A 21,827-nucleotide genomic window follows, 5' to 3' on the forward strand; every position below is an offset into this window, starting at 1 on the left:
TCGGAGTGATGACGCTGGGGTTTTACATCGACAGTGCCATGGCCGAGTTGCGGCTCGACCGTGCGGTCGTTCTGCTGGTCATGGCCGGAGGGCTGACGGCAGCCATCGATTCGATGTCGCGGGCGATTCGGCGGAGACTTGGGGCCAGTAGTCTCAGCCAACGTCCGCAAGAGACACTGTTGGGGCAACGGACATGACGCGGGTTCTGAACATGTGCGGTACCTTCTGCCCGGAACCGGTCCTGGCGGCGAACAGGGTCCTAAACGAATTGCCGGAAGGTGCCGAACTGGTTCTGCTGGCAGACGATCCAGTCGCCGAAATCGACATAACGCATTTCTGCCGGAGCAAGGGGCACTGCCTTCTTTCCGTAACACAGCAAGATGGGACTTTTTGGTTTCGCATCCGCCGCGCCACTATACCAGTTGGCTGATATTCCAATCATCTTTAGCACTTGGCTGTTGGATTATGGGCGTCGCTCCACCCAGCTGAAAGAACGTTAACTGACCTCATCGTCGGATGAGGTCAACTGTGAAAATTGTTGTCAAATATGTATATTGTTGTAAACTTTCCGAACATTGAGGAAATTAAACATATTTACGACACGTTACGCATAGCGACTGATACTGGTAGCCAAGGAAGGGAGGACCATGAACGTTCAATTGACACGGCGCGGATTCTTGCGTGGCGCGGGAGGCGCTCTTGCAGGAACAGCGATCGCCGCGATGGGGTTTGGAGGCGCCGAAGAGGCGTTCGCCGCCACAGCGCGCGCGTTCAAGCTGGAAGCCGCCACCGAAACCCGCAACACCTGCCCCTATTGTTCCGTGAGCTGCGGCATGCTGATCTACAGCCGCGGGGATGTATCAAAGGGCGAGCAGGCTGACATCTTTCACGTCGAGGGCGACGCCGACAATCCGGTGAACCGCGGCACGCTCTGCCCCAAGGGCTCGGGCGTTCTGGACATGATCAAGTCCAAGCAGCGTGTGACCGAGCCGCTCTATCGCAAGCCCGGATCGGACCAGTGGGAAACGGTTAGCTGGGATTTTGCCATGGAGCGGATCGCGCGCCTGATGAAGGATGACCGCGACGCCAACTTCATCGAGCGCAACGCCGACGGCACAACAGTAAACCGTTGGCTTTCGACAGGTTTCCTTGCAGGCTGCGCCACCTCGAACGAGACCGGCTGGCTTACTTGGAAGTCCGTCCGGGGTCTCGGCCTTATTCAGGTCGATAACCAGGCACGCATCTGACACGCTCCCACGGTGGCCAGTTTGGCTCCGACGTTCGGGCGTGGTGCAATGACCAACAACTGGACCGACATCAAGAATGCTGATGTTGTTCTGATCATGGGCGGCAATGCTGCCGAAGCACATCCCTGCGGTTTCAAATGGGTGACAGAAGCGAAGCATCATAACAAGGCGCGCCTTGTGGTGGTTGATCCCCGCTTTACCCGATCCGCCGCAGTTTCCGACTATTACTGTCCGATCCGGGCCGGTACAGATACAGCCTACCTACTAGGTGTGATCAATTATCTGCTTTCGACCGATCAGTATCACAAGGATTACGTGGCGAATTACACAAACGCCTCGTTCATCATCCGCGGTGATTTCTCGTTCGACGAAGGTGAAGGTCTTTATTCCGGCTACAACCCGGAGCGTCGGGCCTATGATCGGACCTCGTGGGAATACGAGCTGGGAGAGGACGGGTTCGCCAAGCGTGACCTGACGCTTTCTGACCCCAACTGTGTGTTCCAACTGTTGAAGAAGCATGTTGCACGCTACACCCCTGAAGTCGTGTCACGCATCACCGGCGCGCCGCAGGAGAAGTTCCTCAAGGTCTGTGAATATATCGGCTCCACCGGCAACGGTGAAAGGTCGATGACAATCATGTATGCTCTGGGCTGGACCCAGCACACACATGGCTCGCAGAACATCCGCACGGCAGCGATGATCCAGCTTCTGCTTGGCAACCAAGGTGTTCCCGGCGGTGGCGTGAATGCGTTGCGCGGACATTCCAACGTGCAAGGGCTTACCGATATCGGAGTGCTGGCGCATCTGACGCCCGGCTACCTGGGCATGCCGCGGGATGGCGAGGGGAATTTTGACGGCCACCTGGCCGCGCGCAATTTCACCCCGCTTTTGCCGGATCAGACAAGCTACTGGCAGAACTACAAGAAGTTCTACGTCAGTTTGCTCAAGGCGATGTACGGATCGGCGGCTACTCCGGCCAATGATTACGGCTTCGACTGGCTTCCGAAGATCGACAAGGTCTACGACACCCTCCAGATCTTCGAGCGTGTCTACCAGGGCGAGGTCAACGGTTTCATCTGCCAGGGCTTCAACCCGCTGATGTCGGTGCCCAACAAGGCCAAGATGTCGGCTGGCCTGTCCAAGCTGAAGTTCTTGGTTTCTATGGACCCGCTGATGACCGACACCGCCGAGTTCTGGAAGAACCACGGCGATGCCAACCCGGTCACTTCGGCGGATATCCAGACCGAGGTGTTCGTCCTGCCGACCAATTGCTTTGCCGAAGATGAAGGGAGCTTCACCAACTCCAGCCGCTGTCTCAACTGGCGGTGGAAGGCGGCTGAGCCACCGGGCAATGCGCGCCATGATGCGCAGGTCATGGCGGAACTGATGCAGCGGATCATGACACTCTACCGTGAAGAGGGGGGTACGGCTCCCGAGCCGATCCTGAACCTCGACTGGCAGTATGCCGATCCTATGTATCCGCAACCCGACGAGCTTCTGAAAGAACTGAACGGCAAGGCGATCACTACGATCCGGGATGCTTCCGACCCCACCAAAGTGCAGTATGAAGCTGGTCAGCAATTGGCAAGTTTCGGACACCTGCGGGACGATGGCAGCACGTCTTCAGCTTGCTGGCTTTACACCGGCACCTATACGGAAGCGGGCAACATCACCGCGCGGCGGGACAATGCAGACCCTTCGGGCATGGGTGTCCATCCCAACTGGGGCTTTGCCTGGCCGGCCAACCGGCGCATCCTCTATAACCGCGCCTCGGCGGACCCGCAGGGCAAGCCGTGGAGCGAGAGGAAGGCCTATATACAGTGGGACGGCTCAAAGTGGACGGGGCCGGATGTGCCGGACTACGGCGCAACCGTGAACCCGGATCGGAACGTTGGGCCGTTCATCATGAACCCCGAGGGCGTCTCGCGGCTCTTTGCCCGGAAACTGATGGCCGAAGGGCCGTTCCCCGAGCACTACGAGCCGTTCGAAAGCCCGGTGTCCAACGTGCTTCACCCCAACAACTCCTCGAATCCCGCAGCGCGGGTGTTCAAGGGGGACATGGAAGTGTTCGGCACGTCGGACGAGTTCCCTTATGTCGCCACGACCTACCGCCTTGTGGAGCATTTCCACTGGTGGACGAAGACATCCAAGCTGAACGCCATCGTGCAGCCCGAATTCTTCGTGGAGATCAACCCAGCGCTTGCTGCGGAGAAGGGGATTTCCAATGGCGACTGGGTGCGCGTGTTCTCGAACCGCGGCTCGGTGAAGGGCAAGGCGGTGGTGACCAAGCGGATTCCGCAACTCACGGTGGACGGCAAGACTGTGCACACCGTCGGGATGCCGATCCACTACGGTTTCATCGGCGAGACCAAGACAGCCATCGGGGTCAACGCTCTCACACCGTTTGTCGGTGATGCCAACACGAATACGCCTGAATACAAGGCGTTTCTAGTTGACATCGAGCGTGCCGACCCACCGGCCGTGGCATAAGGGAGGGACAAGGAATGTCTTACATCAATCCAAAGCTCGACCTTGTGCGTCGGTCGGCGACCTCGGATGCAGAGCCTGCTCTGACCGCCGAGAACCAGGTGGCAAAGCTCATCGACATCTCCAAGTGCATTGGCTGCAAGGCTTGCCAAGTGGCCTGCATGGAGTGGAACGAGCTACGCCAGGAACCGGAGGAGGTGGTGGGAGTGTACGACAACCCCGCCGACCTCAACCCCAACACTTGGACACTGATGCGGTTCACCGAATACGAGAACCCGCAGGATGACAGATTGGAGTGGTTGATCCGTAAGGATGGCTGCATGCACTGCACCGACCCGGGCTGCCTCAAAGCCTGCCCGGCTCCAGGTGCCATCGTGCAGTATTCTAACGGCATCGTCGACTTCAACTCGGACGCTTGTATCGGCTGCGGCTACTGCGTGAAAGGATGCCCGTTCAACATCCCGCGGATCAGCCAGGCCGATAATAAGGCCTATAAGTGCACATTGTGTTCGGACCGTGTTGCAGAAGGTATGGGTCCGGCCTGTGCCAAAGCCTGTCCGACCAAGGCGATCAGCTTCGGCTCCAAGACCGACATGATCGCACTGGCGAACGAGCGGGTAGAAGACCTCAAGGAGCGAGGCTATGCAAAAGCCGGGCTTTATGATCCGCCGGGCGTAAACGGGACGCATGTGATGTATGTGCTGCATCATGCTGACAAGCCGTCTCTCTATGCTGGCCTTCCGGATGCGCCCCGGATCAGTCCGATCGTAGAGACCTGGAAGGGTGTCACAAAATACGCCGGTATGCTGGCCATCAGTGCAGCGGCTGTGGTGGGGCTTGGGCATTACTTCATGGCGGGCCCGAACGAGGTTTCGGACCATGATGAAGATGAAGCTCGCAAGCTGAAGGAGGGCAGAGATGTCTGAAAAGACCTATGTCAAACGATACTCGGCCTTGGCGCGCGCCAATCACTGGGTAACGGCAATCAGCTTGGTCCTGTTGGCGCTTTCAGGCATGGCTTTGTTTCATCCCAGCCTCTACTTCCTGACGGGCCTCTTCGGAGGTGGTGCAAATGTCCGTGAGTTCCATCCTTGGATCGGTTTGGTTCTGGCGATCAGTTTCCTTGGCTTGTTCGTCAGGTTCTGGAAGCTGAACCTCTGGGAACGCAATGACAATGTCTGGCTGGCACGTTTGCGGTCGGTTCTGGCGGGGCGCGAAGAAGACCTGCCCGAAATGGGTAAGTATAACGCAGGCCAGAAAATGGTGTTTTGGCTTATGTCGATCCTGATCATTGCGCTGTTTTTCAGCGGCGTGGTGCTATGGGACGCCAAGCACGAATGGATGGCGACGACCCTCGGGCTGACCTTTACGATCGAACAGAGCCGGATCGCAGTGCTTGTCCATGCCATTGCGGCCGTGATCGCCATCGTTGTGTGGATTGTTCATGTCTACGCGGCCATCTGGGTAAAAGGCACGCTTTCGGCCATGGTCAAAGGCGAAGTCACGGGTGGTTGGGGCTGGCGGCATCACCGCCGCTGGCTGCGCGAAGAGGTCGGCAAGACTGCCAAGGGAAATCCGCCGGCAGAGTGATCCGGAACAAGGCCTTATTTCCGGGGCCGGATACGGCCCCGGAGCTCCTACCAAAGACAAATATCGCGCTCCGGTGAACGGCGCGCAGCCCAACCAGAAAGGTGATCCGCATGCCGCGTGCCGGCTCGTTTTCCGCAGCTCCCGAACCGATGAGCATTGGCGAAGTTGCCGCCCCTCCCTTTGCTATCTTGCCCGATCCGTCGCGGGTTTTTGCAACGCGCGCCCGACGCTTTGCCACTCTGGCAGAAAACGGCAATAATTTGGCACCCTATCTTCTGTTTCTATCGGCGCTCTGCGATGCGCAAGCGTCGATCTTGTCCGATCTGCCTTCAATCGTTCTGCCGCCTCCAGAGGAACGGGAACAGTCGTCTCGTCACGGCTTGCCGCAACTGGGGCGCGCGGCGATGGCCGAAGATCCAGTTGCGCTGACCACTTTCGATGCATTGCTCAAGGCAATTGACAGCTCCGATATGCCTGCGGCGACGCAAGAGGCTATCATGCGCTTGCGCAAGGCTGACAAGGCCGCTCGGGGTGCGCTACTCGACAATGCGCTTGCCGAAGAAGTCGATCCGGAAAAAATTGCCGACACCGTTCTGGCTGCCGCAGCGCTTCAGGTTCACATGACACGCATGGCTGCCGGGCTTGACGTCAATACGCTGGCCAAAGTGTCGAACAGTGCATGTCCGGCCTGCGGTGGTGCGCCGGTCTCGTCTGCAGTTGTTGGCCGCGAAGGGATGGTCAACACGCGCTTTTGCACCTGTGCACTCTGTGCAACCGAATGGCATGTCGTTCGCGTGATTTGCCTGAACTGCGAGAACGAGCGTGGCCTCGTGTTCAATAGCATCGAGGGTGGCAACCCGAACGTGAAGGCCGAGACCTGTCCGAAATGTCTCAGCTACACCAAGATTCTGTACCAGAATAAAGACAACTCGCTGGATCCCATTGCCGATGACGTCGGAAGCCTTGCGTTGGACCTGTTGCTGACGAGCGAGGGCAAGTCACGATTTTCTCTAAATCCGTTTCTCATCGGATATTGATTCAATGGGCCGCGCCTTTGCAGGGCTTCCCTCGGTGGACGAGGTGTTACGGACACGATGTGGACAGGATTGCGTTGCGCAATTCGGCCATACGGCAACGGTCGCTGTGGTGCGCGAGGGGATTGACGGGCTGCGTGCGCTGCTTAAGGCCGAACCGGCCATGGCCTCGGATCGTAGTGCCAACGCGGATCGGATTGCAGAGGACACACACGCTGCACTGCTGGCGCGCGATGCGTCCCGTATGGTACGTGTATTCAACCTGACAGGCACGGTGCTACACACCAATCTGGGCCGTGCGCTCTATGCGGCCGATGCGGTCAATGCGGCCACCCAAGCCATGCGTTATCCACTAGCGCTGGAATACGATCTTGAAACAGGTCGACGCGGACAACGCGACGACGCCGTCTGTGCACTGGTTGCCGAACTCACCGGAGCCGAAGACGCCTGTCTCGTCAACAACAACGCCTCGGCAGTGCTTCTGGTGCTGGCCGCGCTTGGCAAGGGGCGGGAAACCATCGTATCGCGGGGCGAGTTAATCGAGATCGGCGGATCGTTTAGGATGCCGTCGATCATGGAGGCAGCTGGCACGCGGCTCCGCGAGGTAGGTACCACCAATCGCACTCATCTAAAGGACTACCGCGCGGCCATCGGTCCGGAGACGGCTTTGCTGATGAAGGTGCACACTTCAAACTACCTGGTGCAGGGCTTCACCAAAGAAACCGGGGTCACAGAGCTTGCACCGTTGGCGCGTGAGGCCGGATTGCCGTTGATCGACGACCTTGGATCGGGCACTCTGGTTGACCTTTCGCGCTGGGGGCTGGTTCGGGAGCGCACGGTGCAGGACGCAATGCGCGACGGTGCGGACCTTGTGACGTTTTCGGGTGACAAGCTTCTGGGTGGCCCACAGGCGGGGTTCATCGTCGGGCGGCGTGATCTGGTCCGGGCCTGCGCTACACATCCGATCAAGCGGGCGGTGCGGCTTGACAAGGTGCGGCTGGCCGCTTTGGAAGCAACGCTCAAGCTGTATCGCGACCCCGATCGTCTTGCAGGAAAGTTGCCGACCTTCGCGGCGTTCGCGCGGCCCGTTGATGCATTGAAGGCGCTGGCGGAGCGCCTAGCGCCGCAGGTGGCTGCGATCACCGGACGAAGCGTGGAGATTGCGGATACCCACAGCCAGATCGGATCGGGATCTCTTCCTCTGGAAACCATCCCGTCGGTGGCACTGCGCCTTCCTGCAAGCGGAGGCCAGGCCGACCGGCTTGCTTCCAGCTTTCGCCGCCTTCCAATTCCGGTGATCGGTCGGGTGGAGGGCGGAGCGGTGCTTTTCGACTTGCGTTGTCTTGATGACGAGGAGGCGTTTCTCGCCCAGCTCGATGCCCTTGAGGCTCAGCCATGCTGAAGAACTTGTTCTTGCGCGCACCATCGGCCGAAGATCAGCTTTCACGTGGTCTTGCCCTGCTGGATGATGGTGTGGTCGAGCCTGCGCTGGACATCCTTGTGCCGCTGGCCAAGGCCGGTCACGCGCGTGCGCAAGCCGAAGTGGCAATTGTTCTGCTGACGGTTCCCGGAGTTCCACAGGATGACGCTGCGGCGGTCAAATGGCTGATTGCGTCGGCGATGCAGGGCGACCCGATTGGCGAACGGATGCTTGGATTTGTCTATCTCGACGGGCGCGGTGTGCCCGTGGACGCGGTAACGGCGCGGGATCTCCTCAAAAAGGCAGCCGCCAAGGGTGATGCGCTCGCTGCAGAGCAGCTGGCTGAACTTCTGGGTGATCCGGACAGCCCGCATGTCGATCTGTCTGCCGCTCGCACCTATGCCGAAGAGGCTGCAAAACTTGGTCGGCCCGATGCCATGCTGCGGCTCGGACGAATGCTTTATGACGGAACCGGGGGCGATGCCGATCCTGAAGGCGCGATCTGGTGGTGGACCCGCGCAGCCGAGGCGGGCAGTGCGGATGCGCTTGTCCTGCTTGGTGTTGCTCGCGCCTTGGGCCGCGGTGTTTCGCGCGCGCCGGTCGCGGGTTGTGCACTGGTGTGCAAGGGGCGCGACGCAGGGAGCGCGCTGGCGGGAACCTATCTGCGGGGTCTGAAAGGTGGGCTCAGCGCGGTTCAACAAGCCGAGGCCGAAGCGCGCCGCGTGGAACCACTGGCGGAGCTACTGCCATGATCGTTGGCACTGCCGGACATATCGACCACGGCAAGACCAGCCTCGTGCGGGCAATCACAGGGGTTGAAACGGACCGGCTGGCCGAGGAAAAGGCGCGCGGCATTACCATTGAACTTGGCTTCGCCTATTGGAAACGACCGAGTGGTACGGTCGGTTTCGTGGATGTTCCGGGGCACGAACGTCTCGTGCATACGATGCTCGCTGGCGCGACGGGGATAGATCTCTTGATGTTGGTGGTTGCTGCCGACGACGGCCCCATGCCGCAAACACGCGAGCATCTTGCAATTGCTGATTTGCTGGGCCTGAAACAGGGACTTGTCGCGCTGACCAAGACAGACCTTGTCTCGGCCGAGCGGTTGGTCGAGGCGAAAGCAGAGATTGCTGCAGTTCTTCAAGGCACAGGCCTTTCGGATATACCGATCTTACCGGTGTCGTCGGCAACAGGCATGGGCGTCGATAAACTAGTGCACGTCCTGGATACATTTGCCCAGTCTTACAAAGCTCGCCGTAACGCAGGCGCTTTTCGGCTTGCGATCGACCGCGTTTTCACCATGCAGGGCACGGGGACTGTGGTGACAGGTACGATCCTGTCGGGCCGTGTGACCGAAGGCGCGCGGGTTCGGGTGTCGCCTTCTGGGATCGATGCGCGCGTCCGGGGTCTGCGGGCGCAGAATGCCCCTGTGACCGAGGCAGTGGCCGGGCAACGCTGTGCCGTAGCTCTTGCCGGGCCAAAGGTGAGCGTTGCAGCCATCCCAAGGGGCGCGGTGCTTCTTGATCCGGTGCTTGACGCGCCGACCCGGCGAATAGATGTGCTGCTGCGTGTGTTGTCGTGCGAGGCGAAATCCTTGTCGCAATGGGCGGCGGCGCGGCTCCATCATGGTGCAGAAGAGATCACGGCGCGACTGGTCCCGCTTAGCGCCGATGCAATCCCGCCTGGCCGTGAGGGCTATGCGCAGCTTGTGCTGGATGCGCCACTCGCGGCAGCCGTAGGCGACCGCTTCGTGCTCCGCGATATCTCGGCCAGGCGGACGTTAGGCGGCGGCGTGATCCTCGATTTGTCTGCTCCAGAACGGCGGCGGCGGGCGCCCGAACGACTTGCGGAGCTCGATGCACTGGCGCTTGGGACCACAGAAGAGGCTTTGATGGCGGCGCTTGACGGACCCCGCGGCTGGGCCGATCCAGCAATTTGGCTGCGTGATCGGGCCGAGCATCCCGACGAGGCAGCTAGCCTTATTGATCGTCTTCAGCTTGTCGCATTGCCGCGATCCGATGGTGGTGTTGCGGCCTTTTCCGCTGACCGCTGGGGTGCCCTGCGCGACGAGATCGCTGCGCGGCTGGATGCGGTCCACGAAGAGACTCCCGATCTACCGGGTATCGGGCAGGAAAGGCTGCGTCTCGCACTTCGCCCACGCTTGCCGGCTCCGGTTTTTCAAGCGGTTGTCGCCCGTCTTGCCGAGGAAGGCGTGGCCAAGCCTGACCGGTCCTGGCTGCGCCGACCGTGGTTCGAGGTGAAACTCTCGCCCGAGGAAGAGGAGATCTGGGCGCGCCTGTTGCCGCGTCTGAGCGGAGAGGAGCGGTTTCGCCCGCCGCGCGTGCGCGACATAGCCCGAGACATTGGGCTCGAAGAGGCTTTGTTGCGGCGCATCTTCAAGTTGGCGGCGCGGCGCGGTGATGTCGAGGAACTGGCGCGCGATCATTTCTTTCTTGCGGATTGCGTGACCGAGATGGCCGATATCGTCCGCGATCTGGCCGCGCGTGCCGGGCCCGAGGGCTTTGCGGTGGTGGCCTTTCGCGACCGTCTCGACAATGGCCGCAAAGTGGCCATTCAGATCCTCGAGTTTTTTGATCGTCAGGGGCTTACGATGCGGCGAGGCGATATCCGCCGGATCAACCCGCACAAGAAGGATCTGTTTTCCCGGGCCGATGCGCCCGGACCCGTTTCAGGAGGAGAATCGTCCCCGGTGGGGCGTCCGGACTTCAAATCCGGGAGGGGCTGCGAGACAGTCCCTGGTGGGTTCGACTCCCGCCTCCTCCGCCAGGTCAATGCAGAATGAAAGGACCAAGATGAGTGACTCTCCCGCCTTCCTGACCGAGCTGGACCGGCTGGCCATCGAGGCGCAGCAGGAGGAAATCCGTTTTCGCCGCTCTTTTGCCGAAGAGGTCGAGAAACGCGAGCGGGCAAGGGTTTTTGCTTTTCGCAGGGCTGGGTTTCTTCTGCGCATTACCGAGCAGTGTCGCGCTGCCGATGACGAAACTGCGGCTTGTGCCGCCGTACGTGAGAGGTTTGCAATCGAGTTTGGCTGGCATGGCCAGACAGAAGCTCGCGATGCCATACTTGACCGTTTTGATGCTGTGACCAGGTCAATTTGCGACTGTCTCGCGGAGAAGAATAGCAATCCTGCCGCAGAATTTCTGGAATTCGAAGCCTGGTACGAAACTACGACCGGAGCAGCCTTTCTCGCGCTGTTTGATCAGGAACCGTTCGAGGCCCCCGTTGTCGAATTCTGAATCGGATTTCGAGCAGTGGTTGCAGGCGCGGCACGCGGCTACGGATGGGTTTACTGCGCTGATCCTGCTCGTGACCATTGGGGCGCGGGTTGACATGACGGCCTGCGCCTATCTGCACGTGATCGGTGACGAGGTAACCTGGCCAGAGATGAAACAACTGATCGACCAGAATGGTAAAGCGTGGGACGGTGTGGCGATATTTTCCGAAAGCGACGGCGATGGTGGGCCGGTGATCGATTTGGTAGCGCAATCACGACTGCAGGACAGGATCGACGCGGTTACCGCTGATCGCATGGTGTTGAACGAGGCCGGATTTTTTGACCCGAAAGGTCGCCTGATCCGGATTGACCCGCTGTGACTGGAGACGCCCTGGCTTGTGTCGCGTCTGATGCGCGGGGTGGGGTCAATCCTGTCCTGTGGCAGGTGGCGCACAGGCTCATTAATGACGGCTTGCACATTGTCGGCACGGTGCAGCGTGACTCCCAAGGCAAGGGGGCACGACAGTGCAATATGGGCGTCCTTGTCCTTCCGCACGGTCCAGAAACACGGATTTCGCAATCTTTGGGAGCGGGCGCACGAGGCTGCCGCCTCGACCCGGCTGGGCTTGAAGACGCGGTCAGTCTGACCGCTCAGCGTCTGGAAACCGGGCCTGTGGATTTGCTGATCGTGAACAAGTTCGGAAAGCACGAGGCAGAAGGCAGGGGCTTCCGATGGGTGATCGCCAGAGCAATCGAACTGGAAATCCCCGTCTTGGTAGGGCTGAACCGACTAAATCGCCAGGAATTTCATGAATTTGTTGGGGTGAAGGTGTTGCAGTTGCCGCTCGATGAGAGGGCAATCGCCAATTGGTCGATGTCCATCGTTCGGTCCACGTCTTGGATAACGTAGCCTCAATCGTTCCTAGTCTATTGCCGGTCCGCGTTGAGGATTGCACCCAAGTGTTTCTGATCTTGCATGTTCTTGCTTCTGCAGGATCGGACAGATTTCTCTTGTAGGTCGGCGTGTTGCTGGCTTGGACCAGCGGTAGATGTACGAGTTGCGCCGAGGTTGTCATCAGTTGGTAGCGCCGCCACAAGTCTACGCCGACGACAGGCGCTCAAGGGCACCCAACAGAGGCATTGCGCGCGCGTCGTCTGCGACCGGAACGTCCTTGTCACCGGCATAGACAAGAATCCGATGCTCGGCACTAAGGTCGTCTGACGCGATGTGGAAGCCGCGGCTGACCTTTGGCGACGTTGCGCGCTTGACCTCTATCGCCCATAGCGCGCCACCAGGCAGCTTGAGAACGAGGTCGATTTCTGCCCCGGCGGACGACCGATAGTAGCTCGCCTCGGTGCCGCGAGGAGCGGTCGAAATCAGGTTCTCGATGCAGAAGCCTTCCCAGCTTCCGCCGGCGACCGGGTGGCCAAGAAGATCTTCCTGCGAGCGGATTTTAAGGAGGGCATGGGTCAGCCCACTGTCCCGAATGTAGACCTTCGGGGATTTGACGAGCCGCTTCCCGGCGTTCGCGTGCCACGGCGGCAGCCGACGGACGAGCATCAGATCGACGAGGAGGTCGAGATAACGTGCCACCGTCTGTCCGGACACGCCGAGACTCGCCGCAAGCTTCGCCGCATTCAGCAAGCCACCCTGGCTGTGCGCCAGCATGGTCCAGAACCTGCACAGGGTTTTCGCCGGGATTCGCAGGCCGAAGGCCGGGATGTCGCGCTCCAGATAGGTGCGGGTGAAGTCTTTGCGCCACGCCAGACTGTCGCCATCGCTCGCGGCGAGTTAGCTGTCGGGAAACCCACCACGCATCCAGAGCCGCGAGAGGGTGTCCTTGCCGGTTTCGAGAAGCCCGAACGGTGTCAGCTCATGATATCTGACGCGTCAGGCCAGCGACTCCGCGCTTTGGTGCAAGAGCGTATCCGCCGCGGACCCCAGCAGCAGAAACTGCCCGTTCCGAAAGCCCTTTCGCCGGCGTCGGTCGATCTGCCCGCGCAGTGCCTTGAAGAGGTCGGGCATCAGCTGAACCTGGTCGATCACGACAAGCCGACCCATCTGTTCATCCAGGTAGAGATCGGGTTCCTCGAGGATCCGCCGGTCAGCGCTTCGTTCCATGTCAAGGTAGACCGCGTCACGTGTTTCTGCGATTTCCTGGGCGAGGGTGGTCTTGCCGGCCTGGCGTGGGTCAAGGAGGACCACGCCGGCCTGACGCTCCAATGCGCCTTCGATGGACTGTCTGTGCCTGCGCTCGATCATGCCTCGCAATTATTCCATCGAATGGATGATTTACAAGGTTATTGTGCCCAAGCGCGATCGCGCTTCACTTCCGCTTCTCAAGGCTGAGGCTCAATCCTTCCCAAACACCGCCGAATGCCTGTCGCTGCACCGGGTAGGGTGGCGGCACGCCTCTCGTGTGCGTATGGTGTGCACTGAGGGTTCGTCCCAAATGCTGATGGCCCTGAGGAGATTGCTGAATGCCAAAAAACGCAGCCACTGCGGCAGCGCGCCTGTCTACGGCCCCTATGATGGACTGGACCGACCGGCATTGCCGTTACCTCCATCGGCGGCTCAGTCGGCATGTCTTGCTCTATACCGAGATGGTGACGGCGCCTGCTTTGGTGCGGGGTAATGCGTTGCATTTGTTGGACTTTTCTGTCGAGGAGCATCCGGTCGCCTTGCAATTGGGGGGATCGGACCCTGCGGAGTTGGCGCTGGCGGCGCGCATGGGGGCAGAGGCGGGCTATGCCGAGATCAACCTCAACTGTGGCTGTCCGTCGGACCGCGTGCAGTCGGGGCGGTTCGGGGCGATCCTGATGACCGAGCCGGCGCTTGTGGCCGAGTGTTGCGCCGCCATGATTGCCGCGCAACCTGTTGAAGTTACGGTAAAATGCCGAATCGGAGTGGATGACCAGAACCCCGAAGAGGTATTGCCGGAGTTCCTGGCAAGGATCATTGCGGCGGGCGTGCAGCGGGTGCAGATCCATGCGCGCAAGGCCTGGCTGGATGGTCTCAGCCCGAAGGAAAACCGCGACATTCCGCCCTTGGATTATGATCTGGTGCAGCGGATGAAGATGCTTTTCCCCAATCTGCACATCTCGATCAACGGCGGAATTACATCGCTTGATCAAGCGGTTAGCCTGCTCGATCAAGGTCTGGACGGGGTGATGGTCGGGCGCGCGGCCTATCATCAACCGGCGGATATTCTCTGTGCGGCGGACCGGCGGATTTACGGTGCCACTGGGCCGGATACCACAGCAGAAGGGGCCGTGCGGGACATGCTGCCCTATATCGAGTCGCATCTCGCAAGCGGTGGGCGGTTGCACCAGATCACGCGGCATATGTTGGGGCTTTTTTCCGGAAAACCGGGCGCGCGGGCCTGGCGGCGGCATCTGTCGGAGGGGGCGACGCGGCCCGGCGCGGGGCCGGAACTGGTCGAGCGGGCCTTGGCAGAAGTGACAGACCTTACGGAATCCGCCTCTATTTTGTAAGGTCGCGCAGCCCCAGCCGCGCCCCACGGCGCAGCGCACGGGTGAGCGGGGCGAGAGCCTTGTCCAGAAGCCGTGTCCATTGCCAATAGAGCGGCGTATCAAACGGGCAGTCGGCGCGCAGGAGGCAGAGCGTGCCGCGTGCCAGATCATCCTGCAAGAGCGCCTCGGGGGCCATGCCCCAGCCCATGCCAAGCCGCGCGGCGGTCACGAACCCCTCGGACGATGGCAAGCGGTGACAGGGCGGCGAGAGCGTGGCCCCGGTGGCTTGCGTGATCCAACGATGCTGTAACTGATCGTTCATATTGAATTGCAGCATCGGTGCGGTTGCAAGACTGTCCGACGTGACCCCGTCGGCAAAATTCCGGGCCATGAATTCGGGGCTGGCGATGGCCTGATAGCGCAGCGCTCCGAGCGGCGTCACATCGCAGCCGGGCAGGGGGCTGGCGCGGGTGGTCAGCGCGCCCAGAACCTCGCCGCGCAAGAGGCGGTCGTGCGACACATCCTGATCGTCGATCACCAGATCAAAGAGATGACCGGGCAGGCTGGCCAAGGCCGCAGGCAGCCACGTGGCGAGGCTGTCGGCATTGACGGCGAGGCGCAGCCGGGTTTGCGGTGCAGGGGCAAGCCCTGTGAGATCTTCGCGAAGCCGGGTTTCAAGCAGGGCAATCTGATCGGCATGGGCGGCAAGACGCTGGCCGACGGGGGTCGCGGTGCACGGCGTCGTGCGATGCACGAGCTGCGCGCCGACGCGGGCCTCAAGCGCCTTGAGCCGTTGCGAGATGGCCGATTGCGTGAGGCCAAGCACCTGTGCCGCGCCCTCGAAACTGCCGGTTTGCAGAATGGCCGAGAGGGTGGCGAGGTGATCGGGGGGCAGCGACATTAAGAAATCTAATCCCGAATAAGCATATTGAATTTGAGTAATGATATGCGACCCGATAGGCAAGCCCGGGCGGCGCGGTCGCGATCGCGTATTTGAAGAGCGATGAAAGGGCAGGCGGATGCAGGCGGGGCTGGCGGGATTTGCATTGGGGTTGAGCCTGATCATGGCCATCGGGGCGCAGAATGCCTTTGTGCTGCGGCAGGGGCTGCGGCGCGAGCACGTCCTGGCGGTGGTGCTGGTGTGTGCGCTGTCCGATGCGGTGCTGGTAGCGGCAGGTGTGACCGGCTTTGGTGTGTTGTCCGAGGCGGTGCCGGGGCTGGAGCGGATCATGCGCTATGGTGGGGCGGCGTTCTTGGTGGTTTACGGCGCGCGCAGTTTTCTTGCGGCTTGGCGTGGTGGGGCAGCCCTTGAGGCGGGCGAAGGCGCAGGCAGTCTGCGGCGCGCCGTGCTGACATGCCTCGCGCTGACATGGCTCAATCCGCATGTCTATCTCGATACGGTGGTCTTGCTGGGGTCGGTCTCGGCGCAATATTCGGATCGCTTTGCCTTTGGTCTGGGGGCGGTCACGGCGAGTTTCGTGTTCTTCTTTGCCTTGGGCTATGGCGCGCGCCTGCTGGCCCCATTGTTTCGCCGCCCCGGCAGTTGGCGGGTGCTCGATGCCGGGGTGGGCTGTGTCATGTGGGCGATTGCACTTGGCTTGCTGCGCGGCTGAGCCATGCATCAGGTGGCAGGGTGCGTTGCGCAGGCTGCATGGCAAAGCCCCAAGCCAGCCTCGACAGCCGGGCAGAGGCGTGAATTAATGCAGCCATGAGCGCGCAACAGGCAAGCAGGGCAGAGAGCACGGCACGACCGGGCTGGGGCATCTTCTGGATGGTCGTGACGGGGCTGCTCTTTGTTGGGGTCACGGCGCTGGTCAAGGTGTTGGGCACGCGGGTGCCCGCGCCGCAGGCGGCGTTTCTGCGCTATGCCATGGGGCTTGTCTTTCTCATTCCGATGCTGGGCTCGCTCTGGCGCTTGCGGCTGGAGCGCGGCACCTGGGGGTTTTTCGCGGCGCGCGGTTTGGTGCATACGGTCGGTGTCGCGCTCTGGTTCTATGCGATGGCGCGGATTCCCATCGCCGATGTGACGGCGATGAATTACCTTGCCCCGATCTATGTGACGCTGGGGGCCGGTCTTTTCCTCGGTGAGCGCTTGGCGCTCCGGCGAGTGCTGGCGGTGGGCGTGGCCCTGATCGGGGCACTGATCATTCTGCGGCCCGGATTTCGCGAGGTGGGGCCGGGGCATCTGGCGATGATCTTTACCGCGATTTTCTTTGGCGCGTCCTATCTGATTGCCAAGGTGGTCTCGGGGCGCAGCAGCCCCGGCGTGGTGGTGGCCATGCTGTCGATCACGGTGACAATCGGGCTGGCCCCCCTTGCGGCGGCGGTATGGGTTACGCCGACGCCGTGGGAATTGGCGATCCTCTTTGCGGTGGCCACGCTGGCCACGGCGGGGCATTACACGATGACGCTGGCGTTTCGCGCCGCCCCTCTGGCGGTCACGCAGCCGGTGACCTTCCTGCAACTTGTCTGGGCCGTGCTCTTGGGGGCGCTGGTCTTTGGCGAGGGGGTGGATGTGTTCGTGGTCTTGGGCGGGATGGTGATCGTGGGCGCGGTCAGCTTTATCAGCTGGCGCGAGGCGGTGCTCAAGCGGCGGATCACGCCGACGGTTTCGGCGACCAAGGTCTGAGGGCGCTCAGGCGCGAGGATCAAGCAGCTTGGCCAGGATGCGGTTGCGGGTGATCTGGCCCAGGAGCTGGCCATTGTCGATCACACCCACCGGACGGTCATGCCCCTGGGCACATTCCATCACGTCCTGAATGCTGGCATCGGGGCCGACGCAGGTCTCGGGCGTGCCCACCGCAGGCTCCATCACATCGCGGGCGCAAAGCACGCCCAGCGGGTTCATATGGGCCACGAATTCGGCCACATAATCGGTGGCGGGATTGGTGAAGATGTCCTGCGGCGTGCCGCATTGCACGATGCGCCCGCCCTCCATGATGGCGATGCGGTCGCCCAGTTTGAACGCCTCGTCCAGATCGTGGCTGACAAAGATGATGGTGCGGCCCAGCGTCTTTTGCAGGTCGATGAGTTCGTCCTGAAGATGGTTGCGGATCAGCGGATCGAGGGCTGAAAAGGGTTCGTCCATCAGAAGGATCGGCGCATCGGTGGCAAAGGCGCGGGCGAGGCCCACGCGCTGTTGCATGCCGCCCGACAGCTCGCCCACGCGGCGCTCGGCCCAGTCGGAGAGGTTGACGAGCGACAGTTGCCGGTCGACGCGCTCGGCGCGCTCGGGTTTGGGGATGCCTGCCAGTTCGAGGCCGAGGCCCACGTTTTCGCGCACAGAGCGCCAGGGAAGCAGGCCGAATTGCTGGAACACCATGGCGATATGGTGCTGGCGCAACCGGCGCAGCGTGGCGGGGTTGGCGTTGGTGACATCCACCATGCCGCTGCCGTCGTGGATCTCGACCGTGCCGCGCACCACCGGGTTGAGGCCATTGACCGCGCGCAGGAGCGTGGATTTGCCAGAGCCCGACAGGCCCATCAGCACGAGGATTTCGCCCGGAGCGACCGACAGGTCGCAGTCATGCACGCCCAGAACCTGCCCGGTCTGTTGCTGGATCTCGGGCCGGGTCTTGCCCTGATCCATCAAGGGCAGGGCGGTCTGCGGGGCATCACCAAAGACGATGGAGACCTTGTTGAAATTGACGATTGCGTCGGTCACTTGCGTCCCTCCATCCGGAGCATGCGGTCAAGCACGATGGCGACGACGACGATCATCAGCCCGGATTCAAAGCCAAGGGCGATGTTGACCGTATTGATCGCGCGCAGCACCGGCACGCCAAGGCCGTCGGCCCCCACCAGTGCGCCGATGACCACCATCGACAGCGAGAGCATGATGGTCTGGTTCAGCCCCGCCATGATCTGCGGCAGGGCGTAGGGAAGTTCCACCTTCCAGAGGGTCTGGCGGTTGGTGGCGCCAAAGGCCTGTGCCGCCTCCAGCAGCGGTTGTGGCGTGTTGGAGATGCCCAGATGCGTGAGGCGGATGGGCGCGGGGACGACAAAGATCACCGTGGCGATGAGGCCGGGCACCATGCCGATGCCGAAAAACACGATCGCGGGGATGAGATAGACAAAGGGCGGCAGCGTCTGCATGAGGTCGAGCACTGGCCGCATCCCGTCATAGAGGCGCGGGCGATGCGCGGCGGCGATGCCCAGAGGCACGCCCAAGGCCATGCAGAACACGCAAGACGAGATCACCAGTGTCAGGCTCTCGGTGGTTTCCTCCCAATAGCCTTGGTTGAGAATGAAGAGAAAGCCTAGAAGCACGAAGAGGCAGGTTTTCCAGTTGCGCTGCAACGCCCACGTGAGGGCGACAAAGACGCCGATGATGACCATGGGATGCGGAGTTTGCAGCACCCACAGAAAGGCGTCGATCAGCCCCTCCATGAGTACTGACAGCGCATCGAAGAAGCCCGCCGCATTGTCCTGAAGCCAGAGGAAAAAGCCTTCGGCCCATTTCCCCACCGGGATTTTGTGATCGCTCAGCCAGTCCATGCGGGTGCCTCACATCTGATCTGTCTGGAAAAAAGGGCGTGGGGCAGCGTCCAGCGCCGCCCCTTATCGCTCAGAGGCCGAGGGCCGATTTGACGGCTGCTGCCGCGTCGCCGCCGTCCTTGGTGGTCACGCCCGCGAGCCACGGGGTGACGGCATCCGGGTTGGCCTTGAGCCAGGCGCTTGCGGCATCTTCGGGCTTGGCCCCGTCATTGAGGATCGCGCCCATGATCTCGTTTTCCATGGCCAGCGAGAACTCGAGGTTTTCCAGCAGCTTGCCCACATTGGGGCATTCCGCGACATAGCCTGCGCGGGTGTTGGTATAGATCGTGGCACCGCCCAGATCGGGGCCGAACCAGTCATCCCCGCCGGTCAGATATGTCATCTCGTGATTGGCGTTCATCGGGTGCGGTTCCCAGCCGAGGAACACGATGGGTTCCTCGCGGCGGTCGGCGCGGCTGACCTGTGCGAGCATGCCCTGTTCCGAGCTTTCCTTGACCTCGAAGCCCTTGAGACCAAAGGCATCGGCCTCGATCATGTCGAGGATCAGGCGGTTGCCGTCATTGCCAGGCTCGATGCCGTAGATGGTCGAGTCGAGCGCCTCGGCATGCCCTGCAATCGTCTCGAATGAGGTGATCCCGAGGGCAGCACCAGCGGCATTGGTGGCCAGCGTGTATTTCGCACCCACGAGGTTGGCGCGCACGGTGTCTACGGTGGCTGCTTCGCGGTAGGGGGCGATATCGGCCTCCATGGTCGGCATCCAGTTGCCCAGGAACACGTCGATGTCGCCTGCGGCAAGCGAGGTATAGGTCACAGGCACCGAGAGCACCTTGGCCTCGGTCTCATAGCCAAGCGCCTCGAGCACGAAAGAGGTTGCAGCGGTGGTGGCGGTGATGTCGGTCCAACCAACATCGGCAAAGGTCACACTGTCGCAATTGGCAAGGGCTGGCCCGGCGGCCGCGGTGGCGAGGGCAATGGCGGTCAGGGTTTTCTTGAAGGTCATGTGATGTCTCCCACGGTTGATTATTCCGGGGCTGCGCCCGGTTTGGCAAAGGCCCGAGGGGAATCCCCCCCGGGCCTTGCAGTCAGGTCAGGTGGGCTGGATCAGGCCATCCACCAGCGCTCGATAAAGCGCATGCCGTCCACATCCCAATTGGCCCCAAGGGTGTCGGAATGTGCAATCTTGTTCGAGTTGCCAAAGACGTAGTTGGCGAACATCGGGACGATCACGCCGCCGTCGTCGCTACAGATCTGCTGCATCTCGAAATACATCTCGCGGCGCTTGGCCTCGTCGAGTTCCGAGCGCGCCTTGAGCATCAGCTCGTCAAAGCGGTCGTTGCACCAGAAGCTGTCGTTCCACGCCGCGCCGCATTTATAGGCGGTGGCGAACATCTGATCCTCGACCGGGCGACCCGACCAGTAGACGGCGCAGAAGGGTTTCTTCATCCACACGTCCGACCAGTAGCCGTCATTCGCTTCGCGCACCGGCGTGAGGTTGATGCCCGCGCCCGCAGCGGAGCTCTGGTAGAGCACGGCCGCATCGACCGCGCCGCCAAAGGCCGCGTCCGCCGCCGAAAGCTTGACATCGAGACTGTCGAGGCCGGCTTGCTTAAGGTGGAACTTGGCCTTGTCGGGATCATAGGTTTTCTGCGCCAGTTCGGTGTTGAAATAGCGCTGCCCCTGACCGATGGGATGGTCATTGCCGACCGAACCATAGCCGAACAGGATCTTGTCCACCAGTTCCTGACGGTTGATGCCGTATTTCAGAGCAAGGCGTACATCGGGGTTGTTGTAGGGCTCTGCCCGGGTGTCCATGGCAAAGGTGAAATGCTGCGTGCCCGCGACCGAATTGATCTGGATATTGGGGTTGCGCGCCAAGAGGCCCACGGTCTTGAGGTCGAGCCGGTCGACCACATCCACATCGCCCGAAACGAGCGCCGTGGTGCGGGCGTTCTGATCGACGATGGCCAGCACTTCGGCGCTGTCGAACCAGGCCACATCGCTGCGCCAGTGATTCGGGTTGCGCTCGACCGCGTAGGACACACCGGCGCTGAAATCCTTGAGGACATAGCTGCCGCAGCCATCGCCCGATTTCCAGTCGATGCTGTCGCCTTCGGCCTTGCAGATCACGAGGTGATAGTCGCTGAGGAAGTATGGGAAGTCGGCATTGCCGCCATCCAAGGTAAAGACGACGATGTCATCGCCTTCGGTGGTGATGTCGGTCACGTTGGCCACCAGCGGCCCCGCCGCAGAGGTCGAATTCTCGCCCCGGTGGAAGTTGATCGAACTGACGACATCGGCCGCGGTGACGGCCTTGCCGGAATGGAAGGTCACGCCCGAGCGCAGCTTGAACCGCCAGACCGAGGCATCGGCCGAGGCTTCCCAGCTTTCGGCGACTTCGGGGATGAGCGAGCCATCGGCGGCCACTTCGGTCAGCCGGCCGTGGATGGCAAAGGCGAGCGAGGTGGTGAAGCTGTTGGAATAGGTGCCCGGATCAAGCACGTCGGTGGTCTGGCCGTGGCCGATGGCCGCGCGCAGATGCCCGCCGCGCGAAGGCGCCGCCTTGGCCCGCAGCGGCAGGCCCGCGATGAGCGCGGCCCCGGCGGTGGTGGCCATGAAACCGCGTCGGTTGATGCGGCCGGAATTGAGGATGGTCATGTTGGTCTTCTCCCTTTGGTTTGCTTTCCGAACCGGCCTTATGTCCTCTGAGGATCGCGCGGCCCCCTGCCGCGTGGCGGTCGGTTTATACCTGCCAAGGCTAATATGACGCTGTCATGAAATACAACGCCATTCTGGCAGGGGGGCGGTGTTGTGATGCGGTCCCTCGCGTTTTTTATTGATTG

Annotated in this window: 21 protein-coding genes, 1 tRNA gene and 2 pseudogenes; 17 read left to right on the top strand and 7 right to left on the bottom strand. The window is 61.5% G+C overall.

What is annotated here, in order from left to right; translation table 11 throughout:
• The 14 genes and pseudogenes from ROSMUC_RS00005 to ROSMUC_RS00070 all read left to right on the top strand — a co-directional run.
• Positions 1-197, top strand: a pseudogene (locus ROSMUC_RS00005) (ABC transporter permease); the annotation flags it as partial.
• Between the two features lie 14 nt (positions 198-211).
• Positions 212-430 carry a sulfurtransferase TusA family protein gene (locus ROSMUC_RS00010; RefSeq protein WP_342748335.1) on the top strand — a complete coding sequence of 73 codons (219 nt, stop codon included), beginning with the start codon at positions 212-214 and terminating at the stop codon, positions 428-430.
• Positions 431-647: 217 nt separating this feature from the next.
• The gene (locus ROSMUC_RS21780; RefSeq protein ID WP_037268140.1) at positions 648-1,247 is read left to right on the top strand and encodes a sulfate ABC transporter substrate-binding protein; all 600 of its coding nucleotides are present in this window, start codon (positions 648-650) and stop codon (positions 1,245-1,247) included.
• Positions 1,248-1,259: 12 nt separating this feature from the next.
• Entirely contained in the window at positions 1,260-3,737 is a 2,478-nt protein-coding gene (gene fdnG / locus ROSMUC_RS00020; protein WP_483880249.1) for a formate dehydrogenase-N subunit alpha, read from the top strand.
• Positions 3,738-3,751: 14 nt separating this feature from the next.
• On the top strand, positions 3,752-4,660 hold the full coding sequence (fdxH, locus tag ROSMUC_RS00025; protein ID WP_037268148.1) for a formate dehydrogenase subunit beta: 909 nt from the start codon (positions 3,752-3,754) through the stop codon (positions 4,658-4,660).
• Positions 4,653-5,324 carry a formate dehydrogenase subunit gamma gene (locus ROSMUC_RS00030; protein WP_037268151.1) on the top strand — a complete coding sequence of 224 codons (672 nt, stop codon included), beginning with the start codon at positions 4,653-4,655 and terminating at the stop codon, positions 5,322-5,324. Before fdxH ends, ROSMUC_RS00030 begins: the two co-directional genes overlap by 8 nt.
• 110 nt (positions 5,325-5,434) lie before the next feature.
• A complete protein-coding gene (gene fdhE / locus ROSMUC_RS00035; RefSeq protein ID WP_037269703.1) occupies positions 5,435-6,361 on the top strand; it encodes a formate dehydrogenase accessory protein FdhE in 927 nt (308 codons plus the stop codon).
• Positions 6,362-6,365: 4 nt separating this feature from the next.
• A complete protein-coding gene (gene selA / locus ROSMUC_RS00040; protein WP_037268154.1) occupies positions 6,366-7,760 on the top strand; it encodes an L-seryl-tRNA(Sec) selenium transferase in 1,395 nt (464 codons plus the stop codon).
• Complete coding sequence (locus ROSMUC_RS00045; RefSeq protein WP_052115197.1) at positions 7,754-8,530, top strand: tetratricopeptide repeat protein; 777 nt, start codon at positions 7,754-7,756, stop codon at positions 8,528-8,530. The genes selA and ROSMUC_RS00045 overlap by 7 nt, the downstream gene beginning before the upstream one ends.
• Positions 8,527-10,359: pseudogene (gene selB / locus ROSMUC_RS00050) on the top strand (selenocysteine-specific translation elongation factor); the annotation flags it as partial. The gene ROSMUC_RS00045 and the pseudogene selB, both read left to right, overlap by 4 nt.
• A 114-nt stretch (positions 10,360-10,473) precedes the next feature.
• A tRNA-Sec gene (locus tag ROSMUC_RS00055) sits at positions 10,474-10,568 on the top strand.
• Positions 10,569-10,594: 26 nt separating this feature from the next.
• Positions 10,595-11,038 carry a hypothetical protein gene (locus ROSMUC_RS00060; RefSeq protein ID WP_075571689.1) on the top strand — a complete coding sequence of 148 codons (444 nt, stop codon included), beginning with the start codon at positions 10,595-10,597 and terminating at the stop codon, positions 11,036-11,038.
• Positions 11,025-11,396 carry a hypothetical protein gene (locus tag ROSMUC_RS00065; RefSeq protein WP_037268163.1) on the top strand — a complete coding sequence of 124 codons (372 nt, stop codon included), beginning with the start codon at positions 11,025-11,027 and terminating at the stop codon, positions 11,394-11,396. The genes ROSMUC_RS00060 and ROSMUC_RS00065 overlap by 14 nt, the downstream gene beginning before the upstream one ends.
• Positions 11,393-11,926: a DUF2478 domain-containing protein gene (locus tag ROSMUC_RS00070; RefSeq protein WP_052115198.1), complete on the top strand. Its 534-nt coding sequence runs from the start codon at positions 11,393-11,395 to the stop codon at positions 11,924-11,926. Before ROSMUC_RS00065 ends, ROSMUC_RS00070 begins: the two co-directional genes overlap by 4 nt.
• A 189-nt stretch (positions 11,927-12,115) precedes the next feature.
• On the opposite strand, the gene ROSMUC_RS21630 is transcribed toward ROSMUC_RS00070, so the two are convergent.
• Together ROSMUC_RS21630 and ROSMUC_RS21635 are read right to left on the bottom strand one after the other, a co-directional pair.
• Positions 12,116-12,784 (bottom strand): ATP-binding protein, encoded by a 669-nt coding sequence (locus tag ROSMUC_RS21630; protein WP_342748336.1) that lies wholly within the window; start codon positions 12,782-12,784, stop codon positions 12,116-12,118.
• 123 nt (positions 12,785-12,907) lie between these two features.
• Positions 12,908-13,279 (bottom strand): AAA family ATPase, encoded by a 372-nt coding sequence (locus tag ROSMUC_RS21635; protein WP_342748325.1) that lies wholly within the window; start codon positions 13,277-13,279, stop codon positions 12,908-12,910.
• Between the two features lie 218 nt (positions 13,280-13,497).
• Between ROSMUC_RS21635 and dusA the strand changes: the two genes are divergently transcribed.
• The gene (gene dusA, locus ROSMUC_RS00080; protein ID WP_052115199.1) at positions 13,498-14,511 is read left to right on the top strand and encodes a tRNA dihydrouridine(20/20a) synthase DusA; all 1,014 of its coding nucleotides are present in this window, start codon (positions 13,498-13,500) and stop codon (positions 14,509-14,511) included.
• Here dusA and ROSMUC_RS00085 read toward each other — a convergent pair.
• On the bottom strand, positions 14,501-15,391 hold the full coding sequence (locus ROSMUC_RS00085; protein WP_037268171.1) for a LysR family transcriptional regulator ArgP: 891 nt from the start codon (positions 15,389-15,391) through the stop codon (positions 14,501-14,503). The two genes, dusA and ROSMUC_RS00085, sit on opposite strands and share 11 nt — an antisense overlap.
• Before the next feature lie 118 nt (positions 15,392-15,509).
• Here ROSMUC_RS00085 and ROSMUC_RS00090 point away from each other — a divergent pair, with 118 nt between their 5' ends.
• Positions 15,510-16,103, top strand: a complete 594-nt coding sequence (locus ROSMUC_RS00090) for a LysE/ArgO family amino acid transporter (protein ID WP_037268174.1) — start codon at positions 15,510-15,512, stop codon at positions 16,101-16,103.
• Between the two features lie 95 nt (positions 16,104-16,198).
• Complete coding sequence (locus tag ROSMUC_RS00095) at positions 16,199-17,119, top strand: DMT family transporter (protein ID WP_037268176.1); 921 nt, start codon at positions 16,199-16,201, stop codon at positions 17,117-17,119.
• A gap of 6 nt (positions 17,120-17,125) precedes the next feature.
• Here the strand turns inward: ROSMUC_RS00095 and choV are convergent, their stop codons facing one another.
• The 4 genes from choV to ROSMUC_RS00115 all read right to left on the bottom strand — a co-directional run bounded on the left by choV (position 17,126) and on the right by ROSMUC_RS00115 (position 21,642).
• Entirely contained in the window at positions 17,126-18,154 is a 1,029-nt protein-coding gene (gene choV, locus ROSMUC_RS00100; protein ID WP_037268178.1) for a choline ABC transporter ATP-binding protein, read from the bottom strand.
• The gene (gene choW / locus ROSMUC_RS00105; protein WP_037268180.1) at positions 18,151-18,987 is read right to left on the bottom strand and encodes a choline ABC transporter permease subunit; all 837 of its coding nucleotides are present in this window, start codon (positions 18,985-18,987) and stop codon (positions 18,151-18,153) included. Before choW ends, choV begins: the two co-directional genes overlap by 4 nt.
• Before the next feature lie 70 nt (positions 18,988-19,057).
• The gene (choX, locus tag ROSMUC_RS00110; RefSeq protein ID WP_037268183.1) at positions 19,058-19,987 is read right to left on the bottom strand and encodes a choline ABC transporter substrate-binding protein; all 930 of its coding nucleotides are present in this window, start codon (positions 19,985-19,987) and stop codon (positions 19,058-19,060) included.
• Positions 19,988-20,088: 101 nt separating this feature from the next.
• The gene (locus tag ROSMUC_RS00115; protein ID WP_037268185.1) at positions 20,089-21,642 is read right to left on the bottom strand and encodes an ABC transporter substrate-binding protein; all 1,554 of its coding nucleotides are present in this window, start codon (positions 21,640-21,642) and stop codon (positions 20,089-20,091) included.
• Positions 21,643-21,827 lie beyond the last annotated feature (185 nt).

It is taken from the genome of Roseovarius mucosus DSM 17069, from assembly GCF_000768555.3.
GTDB classification, from domain to species: Bacteria; Pseudomonadota; Alphaproteobacteria; order Rhodobacterales; family Rhodobacteraceae; genus Roseovarius; species Roseovarius mucosus.

Excerpts from the sequence above, each read along its gene's own strand:
- ROSMUC_RS00010 (WP_342748335.1), top strand. The coding sequence starts at position 212 with ATGTGCGGTACCTTCTGCCCGGAACCGGTCCTGGCGGCGAACAGGGTC.
- ROSMUC_RS21780 (WP_037268140.1), top strand. The coding sequence starts at position 648 with ATGAACGTTCAATTGACACGGCGCGGATTCTTGCGTGGCGCGGGAGGC.
- fdxH (WP_037268148.1), top strand. The coding sequence starts at position 3,752 with ATGTCTTACATCAATCCAAAGCTCGACCTTGTGCGTCGGTCGGCGACC.
- ROSMUC_RS00030 (WP_037268151.1), top strand. The coding sequence starts at position 4,653 with ATGTCTGAAAAGACCTATGTCAAACGATACTCGGCCTTGGCGCGCGCC.
- fdhE (WP_037269703.1), top strand. The coding sequence starts at position 5,435 with ATGCCGCGTGCCGGCTCGTTTTCCGCAGCTCCCGAACCGATGAGCATT.
- selA (WP_037268154.1), top strand. The coding sequence starts at position 6,366 with ATGGGCCGCGCCTTTGCAGGGCTTCCCTCGGTGGACGAGGTGTTACGG.
- ROSMUC_RS00045 (WP_052115197.1), top strand. The coding sequence starts at position 7,754 with ATGCTGAAGAACTTGTTCTTGCGCGCACCATCGGCCGAAGATCAGCTT.
- ROSMUC_RS00060 (WP_075571689.1), top strand. The coding sequence starts at position 10,595 with ATGAGTGACTCTCCCGCCTTCCTGACCGAGCTGGACCGGCTGGCCATC.
- ROSMUC_RS21635 (WP_342748325.1), bottom strand. The coding sequence starts at position 13,279 with ATGATCGAGCGCAGGCACAGACAGTCCATCGAAGGCGCATTGGAGCGT.
- dusA (WP_052115199.1), top strand. The coding sequence starts at position 13,498 with ATGCCAAAAAACGCAGCCACTGCGGCAGCGCGCCTGTCTACGGCCCCT.
- ROSMUC_RS00085 (WP_037268171.1), bottom strand. The coding sequence starts at position 15,391 with ATGTCGCTGCCCCCCGATCACCTCGCCACCCTCTCGGCCATTCTGCAA.
- ROSMUC_RS00090 (WP_037268174.1), top strand. The coding sequence starts at position 15,510 with ATGCAGGCGGGGCTGGCGGGATTTGCATTGGGGTTGAGCCTGATCATG.
- ROSMUC_RS00095 (WP_037268176.1), top strand. The coding sequence starts at position 16,199 with ATGAGCGCGCAACAGGCAAGCAGGGCAGAGAGCACGGCACGACCGGGC.
- choW (WP_037268180.1), bottom strand. The coding sequence starts at position 18,987 with ATGGACTGGCTGAGCGATCACAAAATCCCGGTGGGGAAATGGGCCGAA.
- choX (WP_037268183.1), bottom strand. The coding sequence starts at position 19,987 with ATGACCTTCAAGAAAACCCTGACCGCCATTGCCCTCGCCACCGCGGCC.
- ROSMUC_RS00115 (WP_037268185.1), bottom strand. The coding sequence starts at position 21,642 with ATGACCATCCTCAATTCCGGCCGCATCAACCGACGCGGTTTCATGGCC.